16 protein-coding genes are annotated in these 22305 nt (G+C 65.7%); 10 read left to right on the forward strand and 6 right to left on the reverse strand.

Features of this window, described 5'->3' with window-relative positions; genetic code table 11:
• Positions 1-113 precede the first annotated feature (113 nt).
• The 5 genes from LGM89_RS22940 to LGM89_RS22960 form a co-directional block, all read right to left on the reverse strand.
• Positions 114-2051 carry a collagenase gene (locus tag LGM89_RS22940; RefSeq protein ID WP_413227479.1) on the reverse strand — a complete coding sequence of 646 codons (1938 nt, stop codon included), beginning with the start codon at positions 2049-2051 and terminating at the stop codon, positions 114-116.
• A gap of 267 nt (positions 2052-2318) precedes the next feature.
• Positions 2319-3173, reverse strand: a complete 855-nt coding sequence (locus LGM89_RS22945; RefSeq protein WP_089498510.1) for a 3-hydroxybutyryl-CoA dehydrogenase — start codon at positions 3171-3173, stop codon at positions 2319-2321.
• Between the two features lie 38 nt (positions 3174-3211).
• A complete protein-coding gene (bktB, locus tag LGM89_RS22950) occupies positions 3212-4405 on the reverse strand; it encodes a beta-ketothiolase BktB (protein ID WP_226273976.1) in 1194 nt (397 codons plus the stop codon).
• 48 nt (positions 4406-4453) lie between these two features.
• Complete coding sequence (locus LGM89_RS22955) at positions 4454-6082, reverse strand: electron transfer flavoprotein-ubiquinone oxidoreductase (protein ID WP_373452577.1); 1629 nt, start codon at positions 6080-6082, stop codon at positions 4454-4456.
• Between the two features lie 81 nt (positions 6083-6163).
• Positions 6164-7954 carry an acyl-CoA dehydrogenase gene (locus tag LGM89_RS22960; RefSeq protein ID WP_226273977.1) on the reverse strand — a complete coding sequence of 597 codons (1791 nt, stop codon included), beginning with the start codon at positions 7952-7954 and terminating at the stop codon, positions 6164-6166.
• Between the two features lie 589 nt (positions 7955-8543).
• Here LGM89_RS22960 and LGM89_RS22965 point away from each other — a divergent pair.
• Together LGM89_RS22965 and LGM89_RS22970 are read left to right on the forward strand one after the other, a co-directional pair.
• Entirely contained in the window at positions 8544-9020 is a 477-nt protein-coding gene (locus tag LGM89_RS22965) for a hypothetical protein (RefSeq protein ID WP_144023162.1), read from the forward strand.
• On the forward strand, positions 9017-9586 hold the full coding sequence (locus LGM89_RS22970) for a hypothetical protein (RefSeq protein ID WP_226273978.1): 570 nt from the start codon (positions 9017-9019) through the stop codon (positions 9584-9586). The genes LGM89_RS22965 and LGM89_RS22970 overlap by 4 nt, the downstream gene beginning before the upstream one ends.
• Before the next feature lie 357 nt (positions 9587-9943).
• Here the strand turns inward: LGM89_RS22970 and LGM89_RS22975 are convergent, their stop codons facing one another.
• Positions 9944-10858 (reverse strand): alpha/beta hydrolase family protein, encoded by a 915-nt coding sequence (locus LGM89_RS22975; protein ID WP_226273979.1) that lies wholly within the window; start codon positions 10856-10858, stop codon positions 9944-9946.
• A 560-nt stretch (positions 10859-11418) separates the two neighbouring features.
• On the opposite strand from LGM89_RS22975, the gene LGM89_RS22980 reads away from it, so the two are divergent.
• The 8 genes from LGM89_RS22980 to LGM89_RS23015 all read left to right on the forward strand — a co-directional run bounded on the left by LGM89_RS22980 (position 11419) and on the right by LGM89_RS23015 (position 22188).
• The gene (locus tag LGM89_RS22980; protein WP_226273980.1) at positions 11419-12558 is read left to right on the forward strand and encodes an ATP-binding protein; all 1140 of its coding nucleotides are present in this window, start codon (positions 11419-11421) and stop codon (positions 12556-12558) included.
• 445 nt (positions 12559-13003) lie between these two features.
• Positions 13004-14161, forward strand: coding sequence for an efflux RND transporter periplasmic adaptor subunit (locus LGM89_RS22985; RefSeq protein WP_089498502.1), 1158 nt, complete (start codon positions 13004-13006; stop codon positions 14159-14161).
• A gap of 20 nt (positions 14162-14181) precedes the next feature.
• Positions 14182-17325, forward strand: a complete 3144-nt coding sequence (locus LGM89_RS22990) for a multidrug efflux RND transporter permease subunit (protein WP_089463836.1) — start codon at positions 14182-14184, stop codon at positions 17323-17325.
• 4 nt (positions 17326-17329) lie between these two features.
• Positions 17330-18772 carry an efflux transporter outer membrane subunit gene (locus tag LGM89_RS22995; RefSeq protein WP_089429472.1) on the forward strand — a complete coding sequence of 481 codons (1443 nt, stop codon included), beginning with the start codon at positions 17330-17332 and terminating at the stop codon, positions 18770-18772.
• A gap of 112 nt (positions 18773-18884) precedes the next feature.
• Positions 18885-19574 carry a response regulator gene (locus tag LGM89_RS23000; protein WP_089463835.1) on the forward strand — a complete coding sequence of 230 codons (690 nt, stop codon included), beginning with the start codon at positions 18885-18887 and terminating at the stop codon, positions 19572-19574.
• A gap of 50 nt (positions 19575-19624) precedes the next feature.
• Positions 19625-19831: a hypothetical protein gene (locus LGM89_RS23005; protein WP_089498499.1), complete on the forward strand. Its 207-nt coding sequence runs from the start codon at positions 19625-19627 to the stop codon at positions 19829-19831.
• A gap of 123 nt (positions 19832-19954) precedes the next feature.
• On the forward strand, positions 19955-20467 hold the full coding sequence (locus LGM89_RS23010) for a DUF3331 domain-containing protein (protein WP_226273981.1): 513 nt from the start codon (positions 19955-19957) through the stop codon (positions 20465-20467).
• A 146-nt stretch (positions 20468-20613) separates the two neighbouring features.
• Complete coding sequence (locus tag LGM89_RS23015) at positions 20614-22188, forward strand: Na+/H+ antiporter (protein ID WP_226273982.1); 1575 nt, start codon at positions 20614-20616, stop codon at positions 22186-22188.
• Positions 22189-22305: the final 117 nt, after the last annotated feature.

Below are 22305 nucleotides of genomic sequence, written 5' to 3' on the forward strand. Positions count from 1 at the left end.
ATCGACATCGGAGCAGCGCAACCGTTCGTGCAGGCCCGCGCGGAGCACCCCGGGCAGAGCGCGTGTGGCGATCGGAGGCCGGCGTCCGATCACGCGGCGCCGGCCCGTGCCGGTCAGCGCTTCGCCGGCACCGGCGGCTCGCCCGCCGTCGTCGCGCTGCGCGCCCAGTCGGCGAACTCGGTGTCGTAGCGATTGCCGATGTAAGCGACATGGTTTGCGTAGCCGTCGTAATCGCCCACCCGGAAGCGTGACACGATCGTGTCGACGTCCGCGCGATGGCGCTCGAACATGAAGCGCGTCGCCATGTAGCCCCACCGGTACGCGCGCGTGACGTAGTCGCTCGACGTGTAGCGCGTGCCGAGCACGTCCGAGAACCGGTACGCGCCCGTGCGCACCGCGTCGATCGACTCCGGGTTGTCGTTCTTTCTCGACAGATACTCGGCGACGCCTTCTATCCACCACACGGTCGGCTTCGCGGTGCTCACCGAGAAGTCGCCCGCCATGTCGTAGCGGCCGTCGAGATAGTGCGTGAACTCGTGCTCGAGATTCCACACCTTGAACTCGGGCCGCAGCCACGATGCCTCGTGCGCGATGAAGCGCGCCTGATTGCCCGGCGCGGACGGATCGCCCTCGAGATACATGCCGCCGTTGTCGGTGCTGATGCCGTAGATCACCGACGCGTATTTTCGATAGTTCGCGTAGTCATCGAAAATGACGAGTTCGATCGTGTCGTTGCGATCGCCCGCGACCGGCTTGCGCCCGGTCTTCATCATCCGGTGGAAGTAGTCGTCCTGCCGCGCGACCGCCGTGCAGACCGACTGCAGCTGCGGCATCGTCATGTCCTGCGCGAGAATGCGCACGCCCGCATTGCATGCGTAGCGATGCGAGAGCACCGCGTCGGTCAGCCGCTTCTTGTAGTCGCAGGTGCCGTAGTCCGCGCAGTTGCCCGGATCGCCGTAGTCGACCGCTTCCGCCGCCGCGAGCCAGAGGTCGCTGTCCGCGCCCGTCATGCTCGTCGACGCCAGCAGGTCCTGGATCATTTTCTTCACGCGCGGCTTCTGCGCCGGATAACGGAGGAAGCGAAACGTTTCGCGCGCCGCGTCGGCCAGCTGATAGGCGGCGCTCGTGTTCGACAGGCTCGCGCGGTTCGCGGTGACGAAGCGGTTGAGCGTCTCCGGGAGCGTCGCATCGCTGTCGAGCATCGGTTGCGCGCCGCCGCGCTGGTGCGCGTAGAAGAACACCGTGAGCAAGCCGGTGAAGCCGCCCGCCGCACTGCGCTGCAGCAGCGGCGCCGCCGCCTGCGGATTCGCCGCGCTCACGGTGTAGGACGCGATGCGGTTCTTCAGCGTCGGCAGGTAGTACGCTTCGTCCCGCATGTTCGTGATGAGCTTCATCAGCTCGTTCGCGGTGCTCGGCGCACGCGAATTGTCGCGATAGAGCGCATCGCCCTCCAGGCCTTGCTTGATATACGGGCGCAGCGACACAGCGAGATTCGGAATCGGGTTCGCGATGCCCGATACATCATATTGGTAATAAGCGGCACGCAGATAAATCAGCAAATTGACCAGGATTAAATTGCTCGCGTCGTATTGATAGATTTCCTGCACGAAACGACCCGCGACAGCGTGCACGTTCTCGGCATTGAATATCTGCGTGGCCTGCGCTTTATCGACCGAGAACAGGCCGTAATGGCATTCGTAATCGGGAAGATTCGCGATGTAATCGGCGAGTGCCGCGCCGCGATACTGGGTCATCGCCGACATGTCGCGGCAATCGGCGCCCGACGTGCTGCGCTTGCTGCGCGTGGCCGGTTGCTTGAGCGGCGAGGGCCGGGTCAGCGCCGCGCGATCCTGTTCGCTGAGCGGCAGGTTGTACTGCGCCTGCTCGGGCGACACCGGCAGATTCTGCGGCACGCGAGGCATGCGCGCCTGCCTGGGTTGCGTCTGCTGCGCCGGCTCGGTATTGGCCGATGCGGTGCCGGCCAGTCCGGCGAATACCGACCACGCGACGATGGCCGACCAGCGGCATTTTTTTTGAAACCCCTCGTTTATTGCCACTTTATTTTCTCTCGGTTGTTTTTGGGCAACCAAGATATAACATTACACATTGAAACGTCAATTTAATCGATATGGAAAATATCAACGTTAATTGGTTTAACTATTTAACGATTAAAATCGATTTTCGAAATGATTCAACCGGCGGACAGGATTCGGTGAGCCACTTCCATCAATGAAAAACGCGGATGGCGAACCGCACCGGATAAACGACACCATCCGGCACGACTCGCCACCCGCGTTGAGGTCTTTCCAGCCCTCTGCTTACTTGCTGTAGTCGTACACCCCACGCCCCGTCTTCCGCCCGAGCCTGCCGGCCGTCACCATCTCGCGCAGCAGCGGGCATGCACGATACTTCGGATCGCCGAAGTCCTTCACGAACACGTCCATCACCGCGAGGCACACGTCGAGGCCGACGAGGTCGGCCAGCGCGAGCGGCCCGATCGGGTGGTTCGCGCCGAGCTTCATCCCCGCGTCGATTTCCTCGGCCGACGCGATGCCTTCCGCCAGCACGAAGAACGCCTCGTTGATCATCGGCACGAGAATCCGGTTCACGACGAAGCCCGGCGAATTGCGCACGCCGATCGGCGACTTGTCGAAACGCTCGGTCAGCTCGCGCACCGCCTGCGCGGTCGCGTCGCTCGTCTGCAGCCCGCGGATGATCTCGACGAGCGGCATCAGCGGCACCGGGTTGAAGAAGTGCATGCCGACGAAGCGCGCCGGATCGGCGAGCGGCGCCGCGAGCGCGGTGATCGAGATTGACGACGTGTTGGTCGCGATGATCGCTTCCGGCCGCGCGACGGACTCGATCTGCTTCAGGATGCGGCCCTTCAGCTCGACGTTCTCGGTCGCGGCTTCGATCACGATATCGGCCGCTGCGAGCTTCGCGTAGTCGGTCGACGTCGTGATGCGCGCGAGTGCCGCGTCGCGCGTGGCGGCGTCGAGCTTGTCCTTCGACACGAGCCGCTCGAGGCTGCCCTTCAGCGTCGCGATGCCCTTCTCGAGCGCCGCGTCGCTGACGTCGATCATCACGACGTTGAGACCCGCAACGGCGGCGGTCTGCGCAATGCCGTTGCCCATGGTTCCGGCGCCCACGACGCCGACGATTTCGATGGCCATGAAATTTCCTGTGTGTTCGGGTGCTGAGCGTTCGATTATCAGATGTTCTCGAAGATCGCAGCAATCCCCTGGCCGCCGCCGATACACATCGTCACGAGCGCGTAACGCCCGCCGATGCGCTTCAGTTCGTACAGCGCCTTGACCGTGATCAGCGCGCCGGTCGCACCGATCGGGTGGCCGAGCGAGATGCCCGAGCCGTTCGGGTTGACCTTCGCCGGATCGAGGCCGAGCTCCTGCGTGACCGCGCAGGCCTGGGCCGCGAATGCCTCGTTCGCCTCGATCACGTCGAGATCGCTGATCTTCAGGCCCGCGCGTTCGAGCGCCTTCTGCGTGGCCGGCACCGGGCCGATGCCCATGTATGCCGGATCGACACCCGCGTGCGCATACGCGACGAGGCGGGCGAGCGGCTTCACGCCTTGCGCGCGCGCGGCGTCCGCGCTCATCATCAGCACGGCCGCGGCCGCATCGTTGATGCCCGACGCGTTGCCGGCCGTCACCGTGCCGTCTTCCTTCTTGAACACCGGCTTCAGCTTCGTGAAATCATCCGCGCTGGCTTCGAGGCGCACGTGCTCGTCGGTGTCGAACGCAACCTCACCCTTCTTCGTGCGGATCGAGATCGGCAGGATCTGATCCTTGAAGCGCCCTTCCGCGATCGCACGCGCCGCGCGACGATGCGATTCAAGCGCCAGCGCATCCTGCGCGTCGCGCGAGATGCCGTACTTCGCCGCGACGTTCTCGGCCGTCACGCCCATGTGGATCGTCTGGAACGGGTCGTGCAGCGCGCCGAGCATCATGTCGACGAGCTTGCCGTCGCCCATGCGCTGGCCGAAGCGCGCGGCCGGCACGGTGTACGGGGCGCGGCTCATGCTTTCCGAGCCGCCGCCGATCGCGATGTCGGCGTCGCCGAGCATGATCGTCTGCGCGGCCGACACGATCGCCTGCAGGCCCGAACCGCACAGGCGGTTCACGGTCAGCGCGGGAGTATGCTGCGCCACGCCGCCGTTGATCGCCGCGACGCGCGCGAGATACATGTCCTTCGGCTCGGTGTTCACCACGTGGCCGAACACGACATGCCCGACTGCGTCGCCCGACACGTTCGCACGCGACAGCACTTCGGCGACCACCTTCGCACCGAGGTCGGTCGGCGAGAAATCCTTCAGGCTGCCGCCGAAATCACCGATCGCGGTACGGACACCGCTCACCACCACGACTTCTTTCGCTGCATTGCTCATCGTCTCACTCCGGTTCGTTCGCGCCCGCTGGCGCGGGGATGCGTTGCGTTACATGTTCGGGTAATTCGGCCCGCCACCGCCTTCCGGCGTGACCCACACGATGTTCTGCGTCGGGTCCTTGATGTCGCAGGTCTTGCAGTGCACGCAGTTCTGCGCGTTGATCACCAGGCGATCGCTGCCGTCGTCGTTCTTCACGAACTCATACACGGCCGCCGGGCAGAAACGCCCCTCCGGCCCCGCGTACGTGCGCAGGTTCACGTTCACCGGCACGTTCGCATCCTTCAGCGTCAGGTGCGCCGGCTGGTTCTCCTCGTGGTTCGTGTTCGAGATGAACACCGACGAGAGGCGATCGAACGTCAGCTTGCCGTCCGGCTTCGGATACTCGATCGGCTGGCATTGCGACGCCGGCTTCAGCATCTCGTGGTCCGCATGCTTGTGATGCAGCGTCCACGGCACGTTGCCGCCCATCACCTTCTGCTCGAGCCCGACCATCAGCGTGCCGAGATACAGCCCCTTCGCCATCCACTGCTTGAAGTTGCGCGCGCGGTACAGCTCCGTGTACAGCCACGACTGCTTGAACGCATCCGGGTACGCGTTGAGCTCGTCCGACTGGCGGCCGGCCTGCACCGCGTCGAACGCGGCGTCGGCGGCCAGCATGCCGGTCTTGATCGCCGCGTGGCTGCCCTTGATCCGCGACGCGTTCAGGAAGCCCGCATCGTCGCCGATCAGCGCGCCGCCCGGGAACACCGTCTTCGGCAGCGACAGCAGCCCGCCGGCCGTGATCGCGCGCGCGCCGTACGACACGCGCTTGCCGCCTTCCAGGAACGCACGGATCGACGGGTGCGTCTTGTAGCGCTGGAATTCCTCGAACGGCGACAGGTACGGGTTCGTGTAGCCGAGGCCGACCACGAAGCCGACCACGACCTGGTTGTTGTCCATGTGATACAGGAACGAGCCGCCGTAGGTATCCGACTTCAGCGGCCAGCCGGCCGTGTGGATCACGAGGCCCGGCTTGTGCTTGGCCGGGTCGATTTCCCACAGTTCCTTGATGCCGATCCCGTAGGCCTGCGGATCCGCGTTCGCGTCGAGCTTGAACTTCGAGATCAGCTGGCGGCCCAGATGGCCGCGGCAGCCTTCGGCGAACAGCGTGTACTTCGCATGCAGTTCCATGCCGAGCTGGAAGTTCTCGGTCGGCTCGCCGTCCTTGCCCACGCCCATGTTGCCGGTGGCGACGCCTTTGACCGAACCGTCGTCGTTGTAGAGAATCTCGGCGGCCGGGAAGCCCGGGAAGATCTCGACGCCCAGCGCCTCGGCCTGCTGTCCAAGCCAGCGCGTGACGTTGCCCAGTGAAATCACGTAGTTGCCGTGGTTCTGGAAGTTGGCGGGCAGCGCCCAGTTCGGCGTGGTGACCGCGCTCTTCTCGGACAGGAACAGGAAGCGGTCTTCCGTCACCTCGACGTCGAGCGGTGCGCCGCGTTCCTTCCAGTCGGGAAACAGCTCGTTGATCGCGCGCGGGTCCATCACCGCGCCCGACAGGATGTGCGCGCCGATCTCGGAACCCTTCTCGAGCACGCACACGCCGATTTCGGTGCCTTTCTCGGCGGCCAGCTGCTTGAGCCGGATCGCCGCCGACAGCCCGGCGGGGCCGCCGCCGACGATCACGACGTCGTATTCCATCGATTCGCGCGGGCCGTACTGCGCGAGCAAGTCCTGTGTGGTCAAAATCCTGTCTCCTCCTGCGTCCCGACCGTCAGCCGGTCAGAACTGGTCTTCCGTCAACGCGAGCACGCCCTCGTTGCCCTTCGTGCCGACGATCGACGCTTCGAATGCGCCCGCCTGCACCAGCACGTGCTCCGCATAGCATTGCGCGATCGCGATCTTCGCATCGAAGAACGCCGGATCGCTCGCGCGGTTCGCATGCGCCGCCACCAGCGCGCGGCCCATCTGCCACCCGCACAGCACCACGCCCGCCAGCTTCAGGTACGGCACGCTGCCCGCGAACACCGCGTTCGGATCCTGCTTCACGTTCGCCACCACGTAATCGACCACCGACGACAGCGCCTTCGCGCCCTTCTCCAGCTGCGCCTTCACCGACGCAGCCGCCGCGCCGTCCAGCTTGCCCAGCGCCGCCACCGTGTCGCCGATCTCCGCGATCAGCGCCTTCGCCACGGCGCCGCCGTCGCGCATCGTCTTGCGGCCCACCAGGTCGTTCGCCTGGATCGCCGTCGTGCCTTCGTAGATCGCCAGGATACGGGCATCGCGGTAATACTGCGCTGCACCCGTCTCCTCGATGAAGCCCATCCCGCCGTGCACCTGCACGCCCAGGCTCGCCACGTCGTTCACCATCTCCGTGCTCCAGCCCTTCACCACCGGCACCAGATACTCGTAGATTGCCTGATGACGCGACCGCGTCGCCTCGTCCGAATGGCGGTGGGCAATGTCGCTGTGCGCGGCGGCCACGTAGGCCAGCGCCCGCGCGCCTTCGGTCAGCGCGCGCATCGTGCCGAGCATGCGACGCACGTCCGGGTGATGGATGATCGTCACCGACTGCTTGGCCGAACCGTCCACCGGGCGGCTCTGCACGCGTTCCTTCGCGAACTCCGCGGCCTTCTGGTAGGCGCGATCGGCCACGCCGATCCCCTGCATCCCGACGCCGAAGCGCGCCGCGTTCATCATGATGAACATGTATTCGAGGCCGCGGTTTTCCTCGCCGACCAGGTAGCCGATCGCGCCGCCGTGGTCGCCGTACTGCAGCACCGCCGTCGGGCTCGCCTTGATCCCGAGCTTGTGCTCGATCGACACGCAGTGCACGTCGTTGCGTGCGCCGAGCGAGCCGTCGTCGTTGACCAGGAACTTCGGCACGATGAACAGCGAAATGCCCTTCACGCCTTCCGGCGCGTTCGGCGTGCGCGCCAGCACCAGATGGACGATGTTGTCCGCCATGTCGTGCTCGCCCCACGTGATGAAGATCTTCGTGCCGAACACCTTGTACGTGCCGTCGCCCTGCGGCTCCGCGCGCGAGCGCACCAGCGCGAGATCGGAGCCGGCCTGCGGCTCGGTCAGGTTCATCGTGCCGGTCCATTCGCCGGAGATCAGCTTCGGCACGTAGCGTTGCTTCTGCTCGTCGGTGCCGGCCGTCAGCAGCGCTTCGATCGTGCCGTCGGTGAGCAGCGGACAGAGCGCGAACGACAGGTTCGATGCGTTCAGCATCTCGATGCACGGCGTCGCGATCAGCTTCGGCAGCCCCTGGCCGTCGTATTCGGACGGATGCTGCAGCCCCTGCCAGCCGCCTTCGACGAACTGGCGGAATGCTTCGCCGAAGCCCGGCGTTGCGGTCACGACGCCGTCTTTCCAGCTGCTCGGGTTGCGGTCGCCTTCGACGTTCAGCGGGGCCAGCACCTCGCCGCAGAACTTCGCGGATTCGTCGAGCACGGCCTGCGCCGTGTCGTAACCGGCATCCTCGAAGCCCGGCAACTGCGCAACGGCGTCGATGCCGGCCAGTTCCTTCAGCACGAACAGCATGTCCTTGACGGGGGCGTGATAGCTCATGGTCGATGTTCCAATCAGACGTTTTATGAGGGGCGCTCTCGGGCGAGAGGCGGGAAAAACGGCTCAGGCCCGGGCGACGACGTGAGGCATCGTAATCCTAGGGCAGGCGATTCTCATTGTCATATCCGGCCCATGTGGTGACAAAATCGGCCACGGGATTGGGGGGTTGGGCGGGGGAAGGCTGGCTGGGTGGGGGTTTGGGCGGGGGTGGTTTTTATTCTTCCGATATATCGGCGAGCAATCGACATACCCGGCCGGGGCTATCCGAGTGGCAGCCGCGGCTGGATTGCCGCAATGGCGGTCGCTTGCCGGCCAAGGCGACACGTACGCCGAGACAGGTGAGACGTCCGTTTTGCGTCGGCCATCGGACACCGAGTTCCGGCCTGTTTTCGGTGGACATTGCTCATCCACGCGTTTGAACTAAAGAATCGCCTCCGATTGCCGTAATCAGGGATCTATTGGGAAATCGAGTTTCGGGAACGACGTGAAACGGCAATTCTGGATTGGAATCGGGCTAATTTGTGCGGCGCTTAGTGGATGTGCAACCCGGCAACTTGTGGCTACGCCTTTGGCTGAATCACGGATCGGCGTGAAGAGCTACGCAGAGATGTCTTATCAACCACTTGCACTGAACGATGCAAAGACGATTGACTTCGACGCGAGCACTTCTCCGGTGGCTCGATTTCCAGACGGCCTTGGCGTCTATGCTCCCTTCTCCCTGGATCAACAGTCCACGGCAACCACTTTGCGCGTCCGCACATGGTTTTCGAGTTCGTGGTTGCCGCTGGCAACGGTGCTGAAGCCGTATGTCATGTTCCTCGATGCCGACAAGCGCGTTGTCAGCAACGTCGAGTCATTCGAGAGCACCGACGGATCGACCTTCGTGAAGGGCCACTACAGACAAGCCTACTTCATCGTCCCTTCTGGCGCACGATTCTTCATCCTCTACTCGGCTTCGTCAGAATCCGATCGGATGATTCTCACGGCACAAACCGGCAAACGGTGGGCGATCCCCAATGCTTATAGCGGCACGGTAGAGGTAAAACACGAGGTTGCGCACCAATGAAAGTTAAAGCATCGGCGGCGAAACTCGTGACTCGATTGGCGATGTTTGCATTCTCCTTGTCGGTGACAGGGTGTGTAACAACAAACTACATGCCACCGCCAGGCGTGCCGACTGCAAACGTTCGCTTCCGTGAAATCGGCGAAGGTACGTTCTACCTCTATCAACCCCCTCCGTTGCCGGGTTGCTACGTGCCGAGCGATCCGCTGGGCGGCGAACCCATTGGCGTGGCGGGTATTCGTTTCAAAGACGATCACACGATCATTCTCTTTTCGACGCATCGACAACAGCCGAGGCTGGGAATGCCGATCGCCGATAAATATATCGACCAAAGTTACTTCGAACTCAGGATGCAAGCCGATCACTTGCTGACGCTGCGCGTTGCCCTTCCGGGACGAGACCAATACGACAGCGCCTTTCGCTTCACCCCCAAATCCGGGGAAAATTATGAGGTAACAGTCCGTTTTGGAACGCCGATGAAGGTCGATGTGTATCACATTGACAGCCGCGACGGACACTACTCCGTCGAGCGTGTTGAGGACCTCGAAATCATTCGGCGATGTTCTTGAACGTGGCGATGCAGTCGGCCGTCGACGAGTGAGCTTGGGTCATTCGGTCTGGCGCGGGGGATGCCTGTTTCGGGCCGGCAACGGCCGCTGCAACACCCTGTAGCGCGGGCCTAGGCTCATCTTTCTGACCGGGGCCCTTTCAAGCAAAGGACAGGCACTACCGGTCATTGAAGTACCGCTCGCAGACGCACGGGAACGTTAGTGTCCTCATCACGCGGGAAAGGTCCACTTGACCATGCGAATCTGCCAGCAACCACGACCCGCAAGCGCGCTCCACCGTTCGACCTGCGGCCGACGATCACAACAGGCAAGTGCCCGCTCCCTGCGACCCGATTCGACCGCCCCCGAATCAGCCCCCTACTTCACCACCACCAACGGCCCCACAAACGCCTCGAAGTGCGGCAACCAGATCGGTATCGCCTCCTTGACCGCAAACATCCCGTGCCCGTTCTTGCCAAACGGCGGTTCAACAACCATCTGCCCGCGCCCACCCGCCCCCTGAAACGCGGCAAACCAGGTCGCCACGACTTCAGGCGCGAAATACTTGTCGTTCTGCACGTAATGCCACAGCACCGGCACCCGCGTCGTACTCGCGAAATGCCCGATCGTGTCGGCCATCTGCTTCGGATCGCACGGCATGCCGGGATGAGTCGTCGGGTTCCCGCCACGCCCACCCGAGAAGTTCACCACCGCGACCACCCCCTGCGGCGCGTAGCTCGCCGCCGCCAGCGAAGCAAAACCACCCGCCGATTGCCCGACCAGCACGACACGGTTTCGATCCACCTGCGGCAACGTCTGCGCATACCGCACGGCCGCGAGCACATCGCGCGCGGCCTGCAGCCCCGCAGCAAGGTAATCCGGATGCCGGCACGAACCGGCATCCTCTTCATCGACCCCGCCCGTCGCCCCGTACCCGCGGCGGATCGGCACGATGACCGCGAAGCCGAGCTTCACGAACGTCCGGATCTGCGGCAATGCGCGATAGCGGCGCACCTTCGGCCGGTCGCGCGGATCGGGCGGGCTGCCGTGGCTCAGCACGATCAGCGGAAAGGGTCCGGGGCCCTCCGGCATGTAGGTGGTGGCGACGATGTCCCGCGTGCTCGCCCCCTCGTCGACCGGCAGCTTGACGACGGTTTCATGCAGATCCGGCGCGATGGACGTGTCGTCGACCGCCGTCGCGGCACAGCCGACGACGGAAGCGATCAACGCGCCCGAGATGAGCACCCGGCCTAATCGGCTGGCGATCCGGTTTCGACGAACGACGATGCTCATGGGTGATCTCTCCACGAATCCGCAGCCGACGGCCCACGCTGCCGCGACGGATACGGCGAAGGCGTCAGTGTATCCGGGTGGCGAAGGTGCACGCTGCCGCGACTCCATTTACGGGCGGATAGACCGGCGCTGCAACTTCAAGCCGAACTTACCCACCCCCAACGGCAGCGGAAAAACGACGATCTCGCCGCGCGCGTTCCAACGTACACCGAATCATCGTGTCATCCGATGGCCAATTACGTGCGGTAATATTGCGATTCGATGAAGTGAATAGCAGAATCCCAAGCGGACACCATGATTGAAGAACGCATACCGTCCCGCACACATCGCGCTGTCCGGCCGCTGTCCCTGTCGGCCGGGAACGATCCCGTCGATGCAAGCCCGGCCTTTTCCGGTCTCGAGCCACATCGCACCTCCGACACACCTGCCGCGGGAAACCTCGACGCACCGAGGCATACCGCTCGCCCGCCTCGATCACACCCCTCCCTTGACGCCACGGCCATCCAACCGCACGACTGTCCCGTCGTGAATCGACGCAACACCACGCTTGGGAGCACGAAATGAAACTCGGTGGGCTGGGCCGCAAGATTGCGGTGTCGATGGCGGAGCTGGCGCTCGGCATCATGCTGATCGTCGTGCTGATGACCTATGTTTTTTACTACGTGATGCTCCGGCACTGGAGCGAGTTTTGCCACCAGGCAAGCTGGATTCCGTCCAACCCCGAGTGGATATGCCTGGGTATCACGCTGCTGATCGGCCTGATACTCGCCATTGTCGTGTCGGCCCGGCTCGCGCATCGGATCCTGGTGCCGCTCAACTCGGTCGCGGACAGCATTCGTCGCGTCGCCAGGGGCGACCTGACCGCGCGCGCCGTCGCCGGCGATCGATCGATTCACGAAGCCGCACTGATCGCGGACGACTTCAATGCGCTCGCCGCCCAGCTGCAGCGCATGACGGACGAGCAGGCATTCTGGAATGCCGCGATCGCGCACGAACTGCGGACGCCGGTCACGGTCCTGCGCGGGCGGTTGCAGGGGCTGGCCGAAGGCGTCTTCCAGCCGGGCGAGGCGCTGTTCCGAAGCCTGTTGACCCAGGCGGAAGGATTGACGCGCCTGATCGAGGATCTGCGCGTGATCAGCCTCGCCGAAAGCGGGCATCTGAGCGTCAGTATCCAGGAGACCGACCTGGCGACGCACGTCAAGGCGGTCGTCGAGATGCTCGAGGATTCGCTGGCCGCGGCCGGTCAATACATGGTGCTCGATCTCGATACGCGGCCCGTGCGCTGCGACGCGTTCCGGATGCGCCAGGCGCTGCTCGCGCTGCTGGAGAATGCACGGCGCTACGCGGTGCCCGGTGCGATCCGCATTCACACGCGGGTCGAAAACGGTACGTGCCAGTTGGTGGTCGAAGACGAAGGTCCGGGCATCCCCGCCGATTGCGCAGCCCGGATCTTCGATGCCTTCCGGCGCGTGGACGATACGCATTCCGACCAGAAGGGCGGCAGCGGCCTGGGGCTGGCCGTGGTGGCGGCCATTGCGCAGGCGCACGACGGCGAAGCATCGTGTCGCCCAACCGCGTGCGGCGGCACGTCGTTCGCGTTGCGCTGGCCCGACCGCCCTGTATCGGTACGCGCGGCGGCATCGAGCCGGAAGGACCTGCCGTCCACCACGCAGCGCACCGTCGACACCGACCCGCGGTAAACCTCCCGGCGAGCGGTCGACGCGCCTTGTGCGCCGTGCCGCCGCCTCGCCGCCTCGCCGCCTCGCGCCCCCGGCCGCCGCAGCAGCGGAACGGGAGGCGTGCCGGCCCTGATCGATCCCGCGCCGCCTCCACCGACGCGAACCTCGCAATGGCATCCCCCGGGCGCCGGCCGGGGGATGCCGATGGCACACACAGCCACCGGCATTTCATCAGACGATTGCGTCATTCCGGGACTCGCGCGCCGCCCACCCCGCCGCCGGATAGCGCCAAGCCGCCCCGGCGCCCATCATCTTCCGGCCCGCCCCGCCTGCGAATCGCCCTTCCGCGAATCCTTCACGCCCTCCATCGAACCTCCATCTTTCCGCACAAAAAACTCCATCGGGCGCACGCACACTTCGATCCGAACATGCGGGCCACTGGGTGCCTGCGTCCCATGGAGTCCACATGAAAAATCAGAAACGAGCCTGCTACGGCGCCGTGTGCGCACTGGTGGCGGCGATGCTGGCGGGCTGCGGGCCCACCGAACAGCAGGCCGCCGCGCCGGCCACCCCGGTTGCGGCGATGACGCTGGCAGGCGCCCCCCTCGACCTGACCGAAGACCTGCCGGGCCGCGTCGCGGCTGTCCGGATCGCCGAGATCCGGCCGCAGGTCAGCGGCATCGTGCAGCGGCGGCTGTTCGAGCAGGGCACGGAAGTCCGTGCCGGCCAGCCGCTGTTCCAGATCAACCCGGCGCCGTTCAAGGCCGACATGGACACGGCCGCGGCGGCCCTGCAACGCGCGGAAGCCGCGCTCGCGCGGGCCAAGGTGCAGACCACCCGTCTGAAGCCGCTGGTCGAGGCCGACGCGATCAGCCGCCAGGTGTACGACGACTCGGTGTCGCAACGCGACCAGGCTGCCGCCGACGTCGCGCAGGCGCGCGCGACGCTCGCCCGCCGCCAGCTCGACCTGAAGTTCGCGACCGTCGAAGCGCCGATCACGGGCCGCATCGACCAGGCCCTCGTGACCGAGGGTGCGCTCGTCGCGAGCAGCGACAGCCAGCCGATGGCACGCATCCAGCAGATCGACCAGGTCTATGTGGACGTGCGCCAGCCGGCCGCGTCGCTCGAAGCGCTGCGCGGCGCGCTCGCGGCCCAGCCGGACACCGCGGGCAACGGGCTGCCGGTCGACGTGCTGCGCGACGACGACTCGCGCTACGACGTGAAGGGCCGCATGCTGTTCTCGGGCGTCAACGTCGACCCGGGCACCGGCGACGTGCTGCTGCGCGTGCTGGTCGACAACCCGAAGCGCGAGCTGCTGCCGGGCATGTACGTGCGTGCCCGCATCCCGCGCGGGCACTTCGAGAATGCACTGACCGTGCCGCAACAGGCGATCGTCCGCGCGGGCGGCAAGCCGCAGGTCTGGGTGCTCGACGCAAAGAGCCAGGCACACCTGAAGGCCATCGAAGTGGGCGAGCTGACGAACCGCAGCTATCGGATCAAGTCGGGTCTGCAGGCGGGCCAGAAGGTCGTCGTCGAAGGCATGGAGCGCCTGAGCGACGGTGCGCCCGTGACGGCGACCGCCTGGAAGGCGCCTGAAGCGGTCAAGACCGCTTCGTCGCACTGAGTCACGGGGAGCATCCAGTCATGTCCCAATTCTTCATCCGGCGCCCGGTCTTCGCGTGGGTGATCGCCCTCTTCATCATCCTGCTGGGCCTGATCGCCATCCCCGAACTGCCGGTTGCGCGCTATCCGTCGGTCGCGCCGCCGACCGTCACCATTACCGCCACCTACCCGGGCGCCACGCCGCAGACGATGACCGACAGCGTGCTGAGCCTCATCGAGCGCGAGCTGTCCGGCGTCCGCAACCTGCTGTACTTCGAATCGGCGTCGGATACGTCCGGCCAGGCGAAGATCACCGCGACCTTCAAGCCCGGCACCGATTCGGCGATGGCGCAGGTCGAGGTGCAGAACAAGCTCAAGTCGGTCGAGCCGCGCCTGCCGCCCGTCGTGCGGCAAAACGGCGTGATCGTCGAGTCCGCCTCCACCGGCTTCCTGTTGTTCGTCGGCCTGAAGTCGGACAGCGGCCGCTATGACGAAAACGCGCTGGCCGACTACATGGCGCGCAACGTCGTCGAGGACCTGCGCCGTGTCGAAGGCGTCGGCAAGGTGCAGCTGTTCGGCTCCGAACAGGCGATGCGCATCTGGGTCGATCCGCAGAAGCTGATCACCTACGGCCTGTCGATGAACGACCTGACGACGGCCGTCGCCCAGCAGAACGTGCAGATCGCCCCGGGCAGCCTCGGTGCGGCGCCCGCGCTGCCGGGCCAGCGCGTCACGGTACCGCTCACCGCGCAAGGCCAGCTCACGTCGCCCGAGCAGTTCGCGAAGATCGTGCTGCGCGCGAACGCGAACGGCTCGAAGGTCGTGCTCGGCGACGTCGCGCGGGTCGAGCTCGGCCCGCAGTCGTTCACCTTCGTCAACAGCGAGAACGGCAAACCCGCGACCTTCGCCGGCGTGCAGCTGGCGCCGGGCGCCAACGCGGTGAAGACCGCCGAGGCCGTGCGCGAGCAACTGGACATGATCGCCAAGACGATGCCGTCCGGCATGACCTACTCGATCCCGTTCGATACCGCGCCGTTCGTGAAGATCTCGATCGAGAAGGTGATTCACACGCTGATCGAAGCGATGGTGCTCGTGTTCCTGGTGATGTACCTGTTCCTGCAGAACGTGCGCTACACGCTGATCCCGGCGATCGTCGCGCCGGTGGCGATGCTCGGCACCTTCACGGTCATGCTGATGACGGGCTTCTCAATCAACGTGCTGACGATGTTCGGCATGGTGCTCGCGATCGGCATCATCGTCGACGATGCGATCGTCGTCGTGGAGAACGTCGAACGCCTGATGGTGGAAGAAGGCCTGTCGCCGAAGGACGCGACGATCAAGGCCATGAAGGAAATCACCGGCGCGATCATCGGCATCACGCTGGTGCTGACGGCCGTGTTCCTGCCGATGGCGATGTCGAGCGGTTCGGTCGGCGTGATTTACCAGCAGTTCACGATGTCGATGGCCGTGTCGATCATGTTCTCGGCCCTGCTCGCGCTGACGCTGACGCCGGCCCTGTGCGCGACGATGCTCAAGCCGGTCGAGCATGGCCACCACGAGAAGCGCGGCTTCTTCGGCTGGTTCAACCGCCGCTTCGACCGCATGACGAGCTGGTACGAAACGCGCGTCGGCAAGCTGGTCGGCCGCACGGGCCGCGTGATGCTGCTGTTCGTCGCGATCTCCACCGCGCTGGTGTTCGGCTTCCGCATGCTGCCGTCGTCGTTCCTGCCCGAGGAAGACCAGGGCTACTTCATGACCGGCTTCCTGCTCCCGTCGGATTCGACCGTCGAGCGCACGGGCGACGTGGTCAAGACCCTCGAGAAGCATCTCGCGTCGCGTCCGGGCATCGAGTCGAGCATCTCCATCATCGGCTACGGCTTCTCGGGCCTCGGCTCCAACGCGGCGCTGAACTACGCGGTGCTCAAGGACTGGGACAAGCGCGACGGGGCAAACGCGATGGACGAAGCGATGCGCGCGCAGGCCGCGATGGGCGGCGTGACGGAAGGCACGGTCATGAGCCTGTTGCCGCCGGCGATCGACGGGCTGGGCACCAGCTCGGGCTTCACGATGCGCCTGCAGGATCGCGCGAACCAGGGCTACGCGGCACTCAAGGCGGCTGAAGCCAAGCTGCTCGAACTGGCCGCGCAAAGCAAGGTGGTGACCGGCGTCTATCCGGACAGCCTGCCGGCCGGCACGAGCGTGAAGCTGGACATCGACCGCGACAAGGCCGAAGCGCTCGGCGTGTCGTTCACGACCATCAGCGACACGCTGTCGGCCGCGATGGGTTCGACCTACGTGAACGACTTCCCGAACGCGGGCCGCATGCAGCAGGTGATCATCCAGGCGGATGCGCCGGCCCGCATGCAGATCGAGAACGTGATGAAGCTCTACGTGCGCAACGCGACCGGCGGCATGGTGCCGCTGTCCGAAGTGGTGCGTCCGGTCTGGTCGGAAACCCCGCTGCAACTGGTGCGCTTCCAGGGTTACCCGTCCGCACGGATCTCGGGCGGCTCGGCCCCCGGCTACTCCAGCGGCGCGGCGATGGCCGAGATGGAGCATCTGGCCGCGCAGTTGCCGCCGGGCTTCACGGTCGCGTGGACCGGCCAGTCGCTGCAGGAGCGTGAGTCGGCTTCGCAGGCGCCGATGCTGATGGCGCTGTCGATGGTCGTCGTGTTCCTGGTGCTCGCGGCGCTCTACGAGAGCTGGGCGATTCCGCTGTCGGTGATGCTGGTGGTGCCGCTCGGCCTGATCGGCGCGCTCGCCGCGGTGATGTTGCGCGGGATGCCGAACGACGTGTTCTTCAAGGTCGGGATGATCACCGTGATCGGCCTGTCGGCGAAGAACGCGATCCTGATCGTGGAAGTCGCGAAGCAGTTGCGCGAGGAAGGCATGGGGCTGATCGAGTCGGCCGTGCAGGCATCCAAGCTGCGGCTGCGCCCGATCCTGATGACCTCGCTCGCGTTCGGCCTCGGCGTCGTCCCGCTGATGATCGCGACCGGCGCCAGCGCCGAGACGCAGCACGCGATCGGCACCGGCGTGTTCGGCGGCATGGTGACCGCCACCGTGCTGGCCATTTTCTTCGTTCCGGTTTTCTACGTGTTCGTGATGAGCATCCAGGAACGCCTCTCGGCATGGCGCGCATCCGGCAAGAAGCCCGCCGCCGTGACCCACGAACATGAAGGTTGATGCCATGCGATTACTCATTCTTTCCGCCGCGGTTTCCGCCGCGCTCGCGCTGTCGGCGTGCTCGATGGCGCCGAAGCTGGTCAAGCCCGAGCTGCCGGTGCCGACCGCCTATACGACCGCCGTCGCGGCCGACCAGCACGCGAACGCGGCCGATCTCGGCTGGCGCTCGATGTTCGGCGACCGTCGCCTGCAGCGCCTGATCGAGCTCGCGCTCGAGAACAACCGCGACCTGCGCCTGGCCGCGCTGAACGTCCAGGCCGCCGAAGCGCAGTACGGCATCCAGCGTTCCGCGCGCCTGCCGTCGATCGGCGCCGGCGCGAGCTTCACGCGCCAGCGCACGGCCGCCGACTCGCAATCGAACCCGCCGCTGCTCGAGAACACGCAGAACCAGTACGGCGTGAACATCGGTCTCAGCGCGTTCGAGATCGACCTGTTCGGCCGCGTGAAGTCGCTGTCGGATGCCGCGTTCGCGCGCTACCTCGCGACCGATCACGGCCGCCGGGCGGTGCAGATCGCGCTCGTCGGCTCCGTGGCCAACGCGTATTTCGCCGAGCGCCTCGCGCAAGAGCAGCGCGCGCTGTCGGAACGCACGCTGAACGACTGGCGCCAGTCGCTCGACCTCGCGCGCCGCCTCAAGCTCGCCGACCAGGCGAGCGGCGTCGACATCGCACAGGCCGAAGGCCAGGTCGCGAGCGCCAGCGCCGATCTCGAGGCGCGTTCGCGCGCCGTCGAGCAGGCGGGCAACGCGCTGCGGCTGCTGGTCGGCACCGACCTGCCGAAGAACCTGCCCGATCCGCTGTCGCTGGAACGCCAGCCGGTGATGACCAAGCTGCCGGCCGGACTGCCGTCGGAACTGCTGTACCGCCGGCCGGACATCCAGCAGGCCGAGCAGAATCTCGTCGCCGCCAACGCCGACATCGGCGCGGCGCGCGCGGCATTCTTCCCGCGCCTGTCGCTGACGTCGTCGATCGGCTTCCTCAGCCCGGGGCTGGGCAGCCTGTTCGACGGCGGCCAGCGCGTGTGGAGTTTCGCGCCGCAGGTCACGCTGCCGATCTTCCAGGGCGGCCGGCTGCGTTCCGAGCTGAATCTCGCGGAAGTGCGCAAGTCCAGCGCGGTCGTCGAGTACGAACGCTCGATCCAGACCGCGTTCCGCGAAGTGGCCGACGGCCTCGCCGGGCGCGAGACCTTCAGCCGCCAGATCGACGCGCAGACCAAGGTCGTCAAGAGTGCCGAGCGCCGGACCGATCTCGTGAACCTGCGCTATCGCGCCGGCATCGAGGATCGGCTGGAACTGCTCGACTCGCAGCGCCAGCTGTATGCCGCGCGCCAGACGTTGCTGGATCTGCGCAACGCCGAACTGGGCAACGCGGTCGCGCTCTACAAGGCGCTCGGTGGCGGGCTGACCGACACCGACGTGCCCCCCGCCAACAGCGTGGCAAAAAACTGAGCAATGGGCCGTCGCCCATCCGTCCGCGACGACCGAAAGCACGGTGAAGTCCGGCGGCGCACGTGCCGCGCCGCCGGCCCGCCCAAGGACACGCTCACTTCCAGTGAACCCGATGAACCCTCTGATACTCATTGCCGAAGACGATCCGGAGATCGCCGACATACTCGACGCGTACCTCGCCCACGACGGCTTTCGCACCTACCGCGTCGATCACGGCCAGGCCGTGCTCGACGTGGAGCCCGTCCTGAAGCCCGACCTGATCCTGCTCGACGTCAGGATGCCGAAGAAGGACGGCTGGGAAGTCCTGGTCGAACTGCGCCGCCGCAGCGACACGCCGATCGTCATCATCACGGCGCTCGACCGCGAGATCGATCGCTTGCAGGGGCTGCGTTTCGGCGCGGACGACTACATCACGAAGCCGTTCAATCCGGCCGAGGTGGTCGCGCGCATCCGCGCGATCCTGCGTCGTTTCGAAACGGCCACGTCCGGGCGCTTCATCAAGGTCGGCAACCTTGAAATCGACACGCAAAGCTATCTGACCACGGTTCGCACCGACACCGGAGCAACCGGCGTCTCGCTGACGTTGACCGAATTCCGGCTGCTCGCGCACCTGGCCGGCTCGCCGAACCGCGTGTTCACGCGCAGCGAACTGATCGACGCCTGCCTCGCCGACGTCGATGCGCTGGAGCGCACCGTCGACAGCCACATCAGCCGGCTGCGCAAGAAGCTCGAATGCGCGGGCGCGTCCGGGATGCCGGAGGTGATGCGCGGGGTCGGCTACCGGCTGCGCAGCACGCAGTGAATGCGCGTCACGGATCGCGGCGGCGCGGGGCGAGGATCGTCGGACTCCTGATGGTTGCTGTCGTGCTGACGATCGCGACCGGATGGTTCGTCGCCTACGGCCTGATCCTGGCCGTGTCGTCTCCGGCGACCGGCAACCCGATCGCGGTGATGATCCGGGAGACGCCGAGCTATCCGATGCTGGCAGCCGTATTGCTGGCCGCGCTGGTCGCGACGATCGTCGATCTCGTCAGACTGGCGCGCAGAACGGGCTCGTAGCAACAGGCCGACGCGCATTGCACGCCGGCGTGCCACGCTGCGGTTCCGTTGTTTTCGAATCGTTATCGGAAAAACGCCTTTTCCAGAGATCTGATCAACCGCATGCGCGCAGCGAGGGTCGAAATGAGCAATCAGGGCAATGTCTCTTCGTCGATCGATGGCGATGCTCGCGAACGGGAAAGCAGCGACGATGCACGGATCGGCCGCGTAACGTCGATTCCGATCGACGCAATCGAACCGGAGGAACGTTGGCGCCACATGATGCACTCGCTCAACGCATGCAGCGACGGCGCGCGCATCAACCGGCAGCGCAAGGATGGCGTGGTCGATTCACGCAGAAAGGTGACTTCGGGCGATCGATCGAGATGCAGCGCGACGATCGATATCCTGGATCAACCGACGTCCAGCACGGTGGTGCTTTCGTGGCGGGATTCGACGGGCGGACATTACGGCTATCAAAACTGGCACAAAGGATTCGCCAGACGGGCAGGGATATGCGCGATGAGCGGGGTGCCCATCACCCCGGGCGACGAGATATTTCGTCCAAGCGCGCGAAATGGCCGGCCGACGAACGCGTCCGCGATGATTCTCGCGATTCACATCGCCTGCATCGACTTTGCGCGGATCACGACATAGACGTGACGCCCTTCCCGCTCCCGGCCGGGCGCCGACGCTCTCCGGCTCCTGGAAACCGGGCCGCTCAGTGCGCCTTCCATCCGGCCGAAGCGCTCATGGGCCACTCACCACCGAAGCGCTGAAGCGCCGACTACAGAACCCTCACCATGGCTATTTTCGAATTGATGATCGCGCTGCTCCTGGCGATCCTTGTCTTGCACTACGTCGGGCACAAGCTCGGGCTGCCCCCTGCCGTCGCGCTGATCATCGGCGGCGGTTTCATCGCCTTTCTGCCCGGCCTGCCCGAGGTGCATATCGATCCGGAACTGGTGCTGGTGATTTTTCTGCCCCCGTTGCTGATGGACAGCGCGCTGGGCATCTCACTCGACCATCTGCGCCGGCACATGCTGGGCGTCGGCGCGTTGGCGATCGGGGCGGTGCTCTTCACCACGACCGTGGTGGCCCTCGTCGCCCACTGGCTCGTGCCCGCCCTGCCCTGGGCGGCCTGCGCGGCCCTGGGCGCGCTGGTCGCGCCGCCGGATGCGGTGTCGGCCCGCGCCGCGCTGCAGCAGGTGAACCTGCCGCGCCGCCTCCTGATCCTCCTGGAGGGCGAGAGCCTGTTCAACGACGCAACGGGCCTCGTGCTGTTCCGCTTCGCGGTGGCCGCGGGCGTGACGGGCCTGTTCAGTCCGGCCGAAGCCCTCGGCAGCTTCGCCCTGCTGGCGCTGGGCGGCGTACTGGTCGGCGCGCTCGTGGGGGGCGCCTGGGTGATCCTGATGCGCCATCTCGACGAAGACAGCCTGATCATCGCCGCCGGCCCGCTGTGTGCGTGGGGCTCCTATCTGCTGGCCGAGCGCTTCCACGTGTCGGGGGTGATCGCCACGGTGACGACGGGGCTCATCTGCGCCTGGTTCCAGCACCGCGTGCTCGGCGCGTCGGCGCGCCTGTACGGCACCGGCTTCTGGTCCGTCACGATCTTCATTCTCGAGGCGTTCGTGTTCCTGATCATCGGATCCTCGCTGCATGAGTTGATCCAGCGGGGCGACGGGCTCGACTCGATGCTCGCGGAGATGGGCGTGCCGGTGCTGATCGTCGTGCTGGCCGTCATCCTCGCGCGGTTTGCGTGGGTGTATGTGTCGGACGGCGCGCTCATCGTGCTGCGCAAGCTGGGCGTGACCCGCTTCCATCCGCTCGGGCTGGCCGATGCCACGGTATTGAGCTGGGCCGGGATGCGCGGGGTGATCACCCTGACGCTCGCCGCCAGCCTGCCGGAGAGTTTTCCGGGGCGCGATTTCATCCTCGTCACCGCCATCGCCGTCATCCTCGCCACCGTGCTGGTGCAGGGGCAATCGCTCGGCGCCGTGATCCGCTGGACCGGGCTCGCGGCGCCGGAAAGCGACCAGCCTCGCCTGAGCATGAGCGAGGCGCAGGCCGTGATCGCCAAGGTGCAGTACGAGTTGATGGCAAAACGGGCCTACAACGCGGCAGGCGAACTCGTTCACCCGATGCTCCTGGACATTCACCGGCACAAGGCCGAGGACATGGCCCGCTACGCGCGGCACGCCGACGAATACAAGCCCCACCTCGTGGCGCGTTCGGACACCGTGCTGGAACTGATCGCGGCGGGACGGGCCGAGCTCATGCGCCTCTACCGCGCCGGCGACATCGACGAGCACACGCTACACGAACTGACGCGCGACCTCGATCTCGAGGAACTCCGCGCCATTTCCGCCAAGGCATGAGGCGATCGCCATCGATGGAGACGCAACGCCTTCAAGCCCGCTCCGCCTCCATCATTTCTCCATCAAACCGCACCAAAGCGTCCATCGACGCGAAGCACACTGCGAAGCCCATCACCG

Origin of the sequence: Burkholderia sp. AU31624, assembly GCF_020420065.1 — a bacterium.
Taxonomy (GTDB): domain Bacteria; phylum Pseudomonadota; class Gammaproteobacteria; order Burkholderiales; family Burkholderiaceae; genus Burkholderia.

Excerpts from the sequence above, each read along its gene's own strand:
- LGM89_RS22985 (WP_089498502.1), top strand. The coding sequence starts at position 13,004 with ATGAAAAATCAGAAACGAGCCTGCTACGGCGCCGTGTGCGCACTGGTG.
- LGM89_RS22980 (WP_226273980.1), top strand. The coding sequence starts at position 11,419 with ATGAAACTCGGTGGGCTGGGCCGCAAGATTGCGGTGTCGATGGCGGAG.
- LGM89_RS23005 (WP_089498499.1), top strand. The coding sequence starts at position 19,625 with ATGGTTGCTGTCGTGCTGACGATCGCGACCGGATGGTTCGTCGCCTAC.
- LGM89_RS22990 (WP_089463836.1), top strand. The coding sequence starts at position 14,182 with ATGTCCCAATTCTTCATCCGGCGCCCGGTCTTCGCGTGGGTGATCGCC.
- LGM89_RS22955 (WP_373452577.1), bottom strand. The coding sequence starts at position 6,082 with ATGGAATACGACGTCGTGATCGTCGGCGGCGGCCCCGCCGGGCTGTCG.
- LGM89_RS22995 (WP_089429472.1), top strand. The coding sequence starts at position 17,330 with ATGCGATTACTCATTCTTTCCGCCGCGGTTTCCGCCGCGCTCGCGCTG.
- bktB (WP_226273976.1), bottom strand. The coding sequence starts at position 4,405 with ATGAGCAATGCAGCGAAAGAAGTCGTGGTGGTGAGCGGTGTCCGTACC.
- LGM89_RS22945 (WP_089498510.1), bottom strand. The coding sequence starts at position 3,173 with ATGGCCATCGAAATCGTCGGCGTCGTGGGCGCCGGAACCATGGGCAAC.
- LGM89_RS22970 (WP_226273978.1), top strand. The coding sequence starts at position 9,017 with ATGAAAGTTAAAGCATCGGCGGCGAAACTCGTGACTCGATTGGCGATG.
- LGM89_RS23015 (WP_226273982.1), top strand. The coding sequence starts at position 20,614 with ATGGCTATTTTCGAATTGATGATCGCGCTGCTCCTGGCGATCCTTGTC.
- LGM89_RS22960 (WP_226273977.1), bottom strand. The coding sequence starts at position 7,954 with ATGAGCTATCACGCCCCCGTCAAGGACATGCTGTTCGTGCTGAAGGAA.
- LGM89_RS23010 (WP_226273981.1), top strand. The coding sequence starts at position 19,955 with ATGAGCAATCAGGGCAATGTCTCTTCGTCGATCGATGGCGATGCTCGC.
- LGM89_RS22975 (WP_226273979.1), bottom strand. The coding sequence starts at position 10,858 with ATGAGCATCGTCGTTCGTCGAAACCGGATCGCCAGCCGATTAGGCCGG.
- LGM89_RS23000 (WP_089463835.1), top strand. The coding sequence starts at position 18,885 with ATGAACCCTCTGATACTCATTGCCGAAGACGATCCGGAGATCGCCGAC.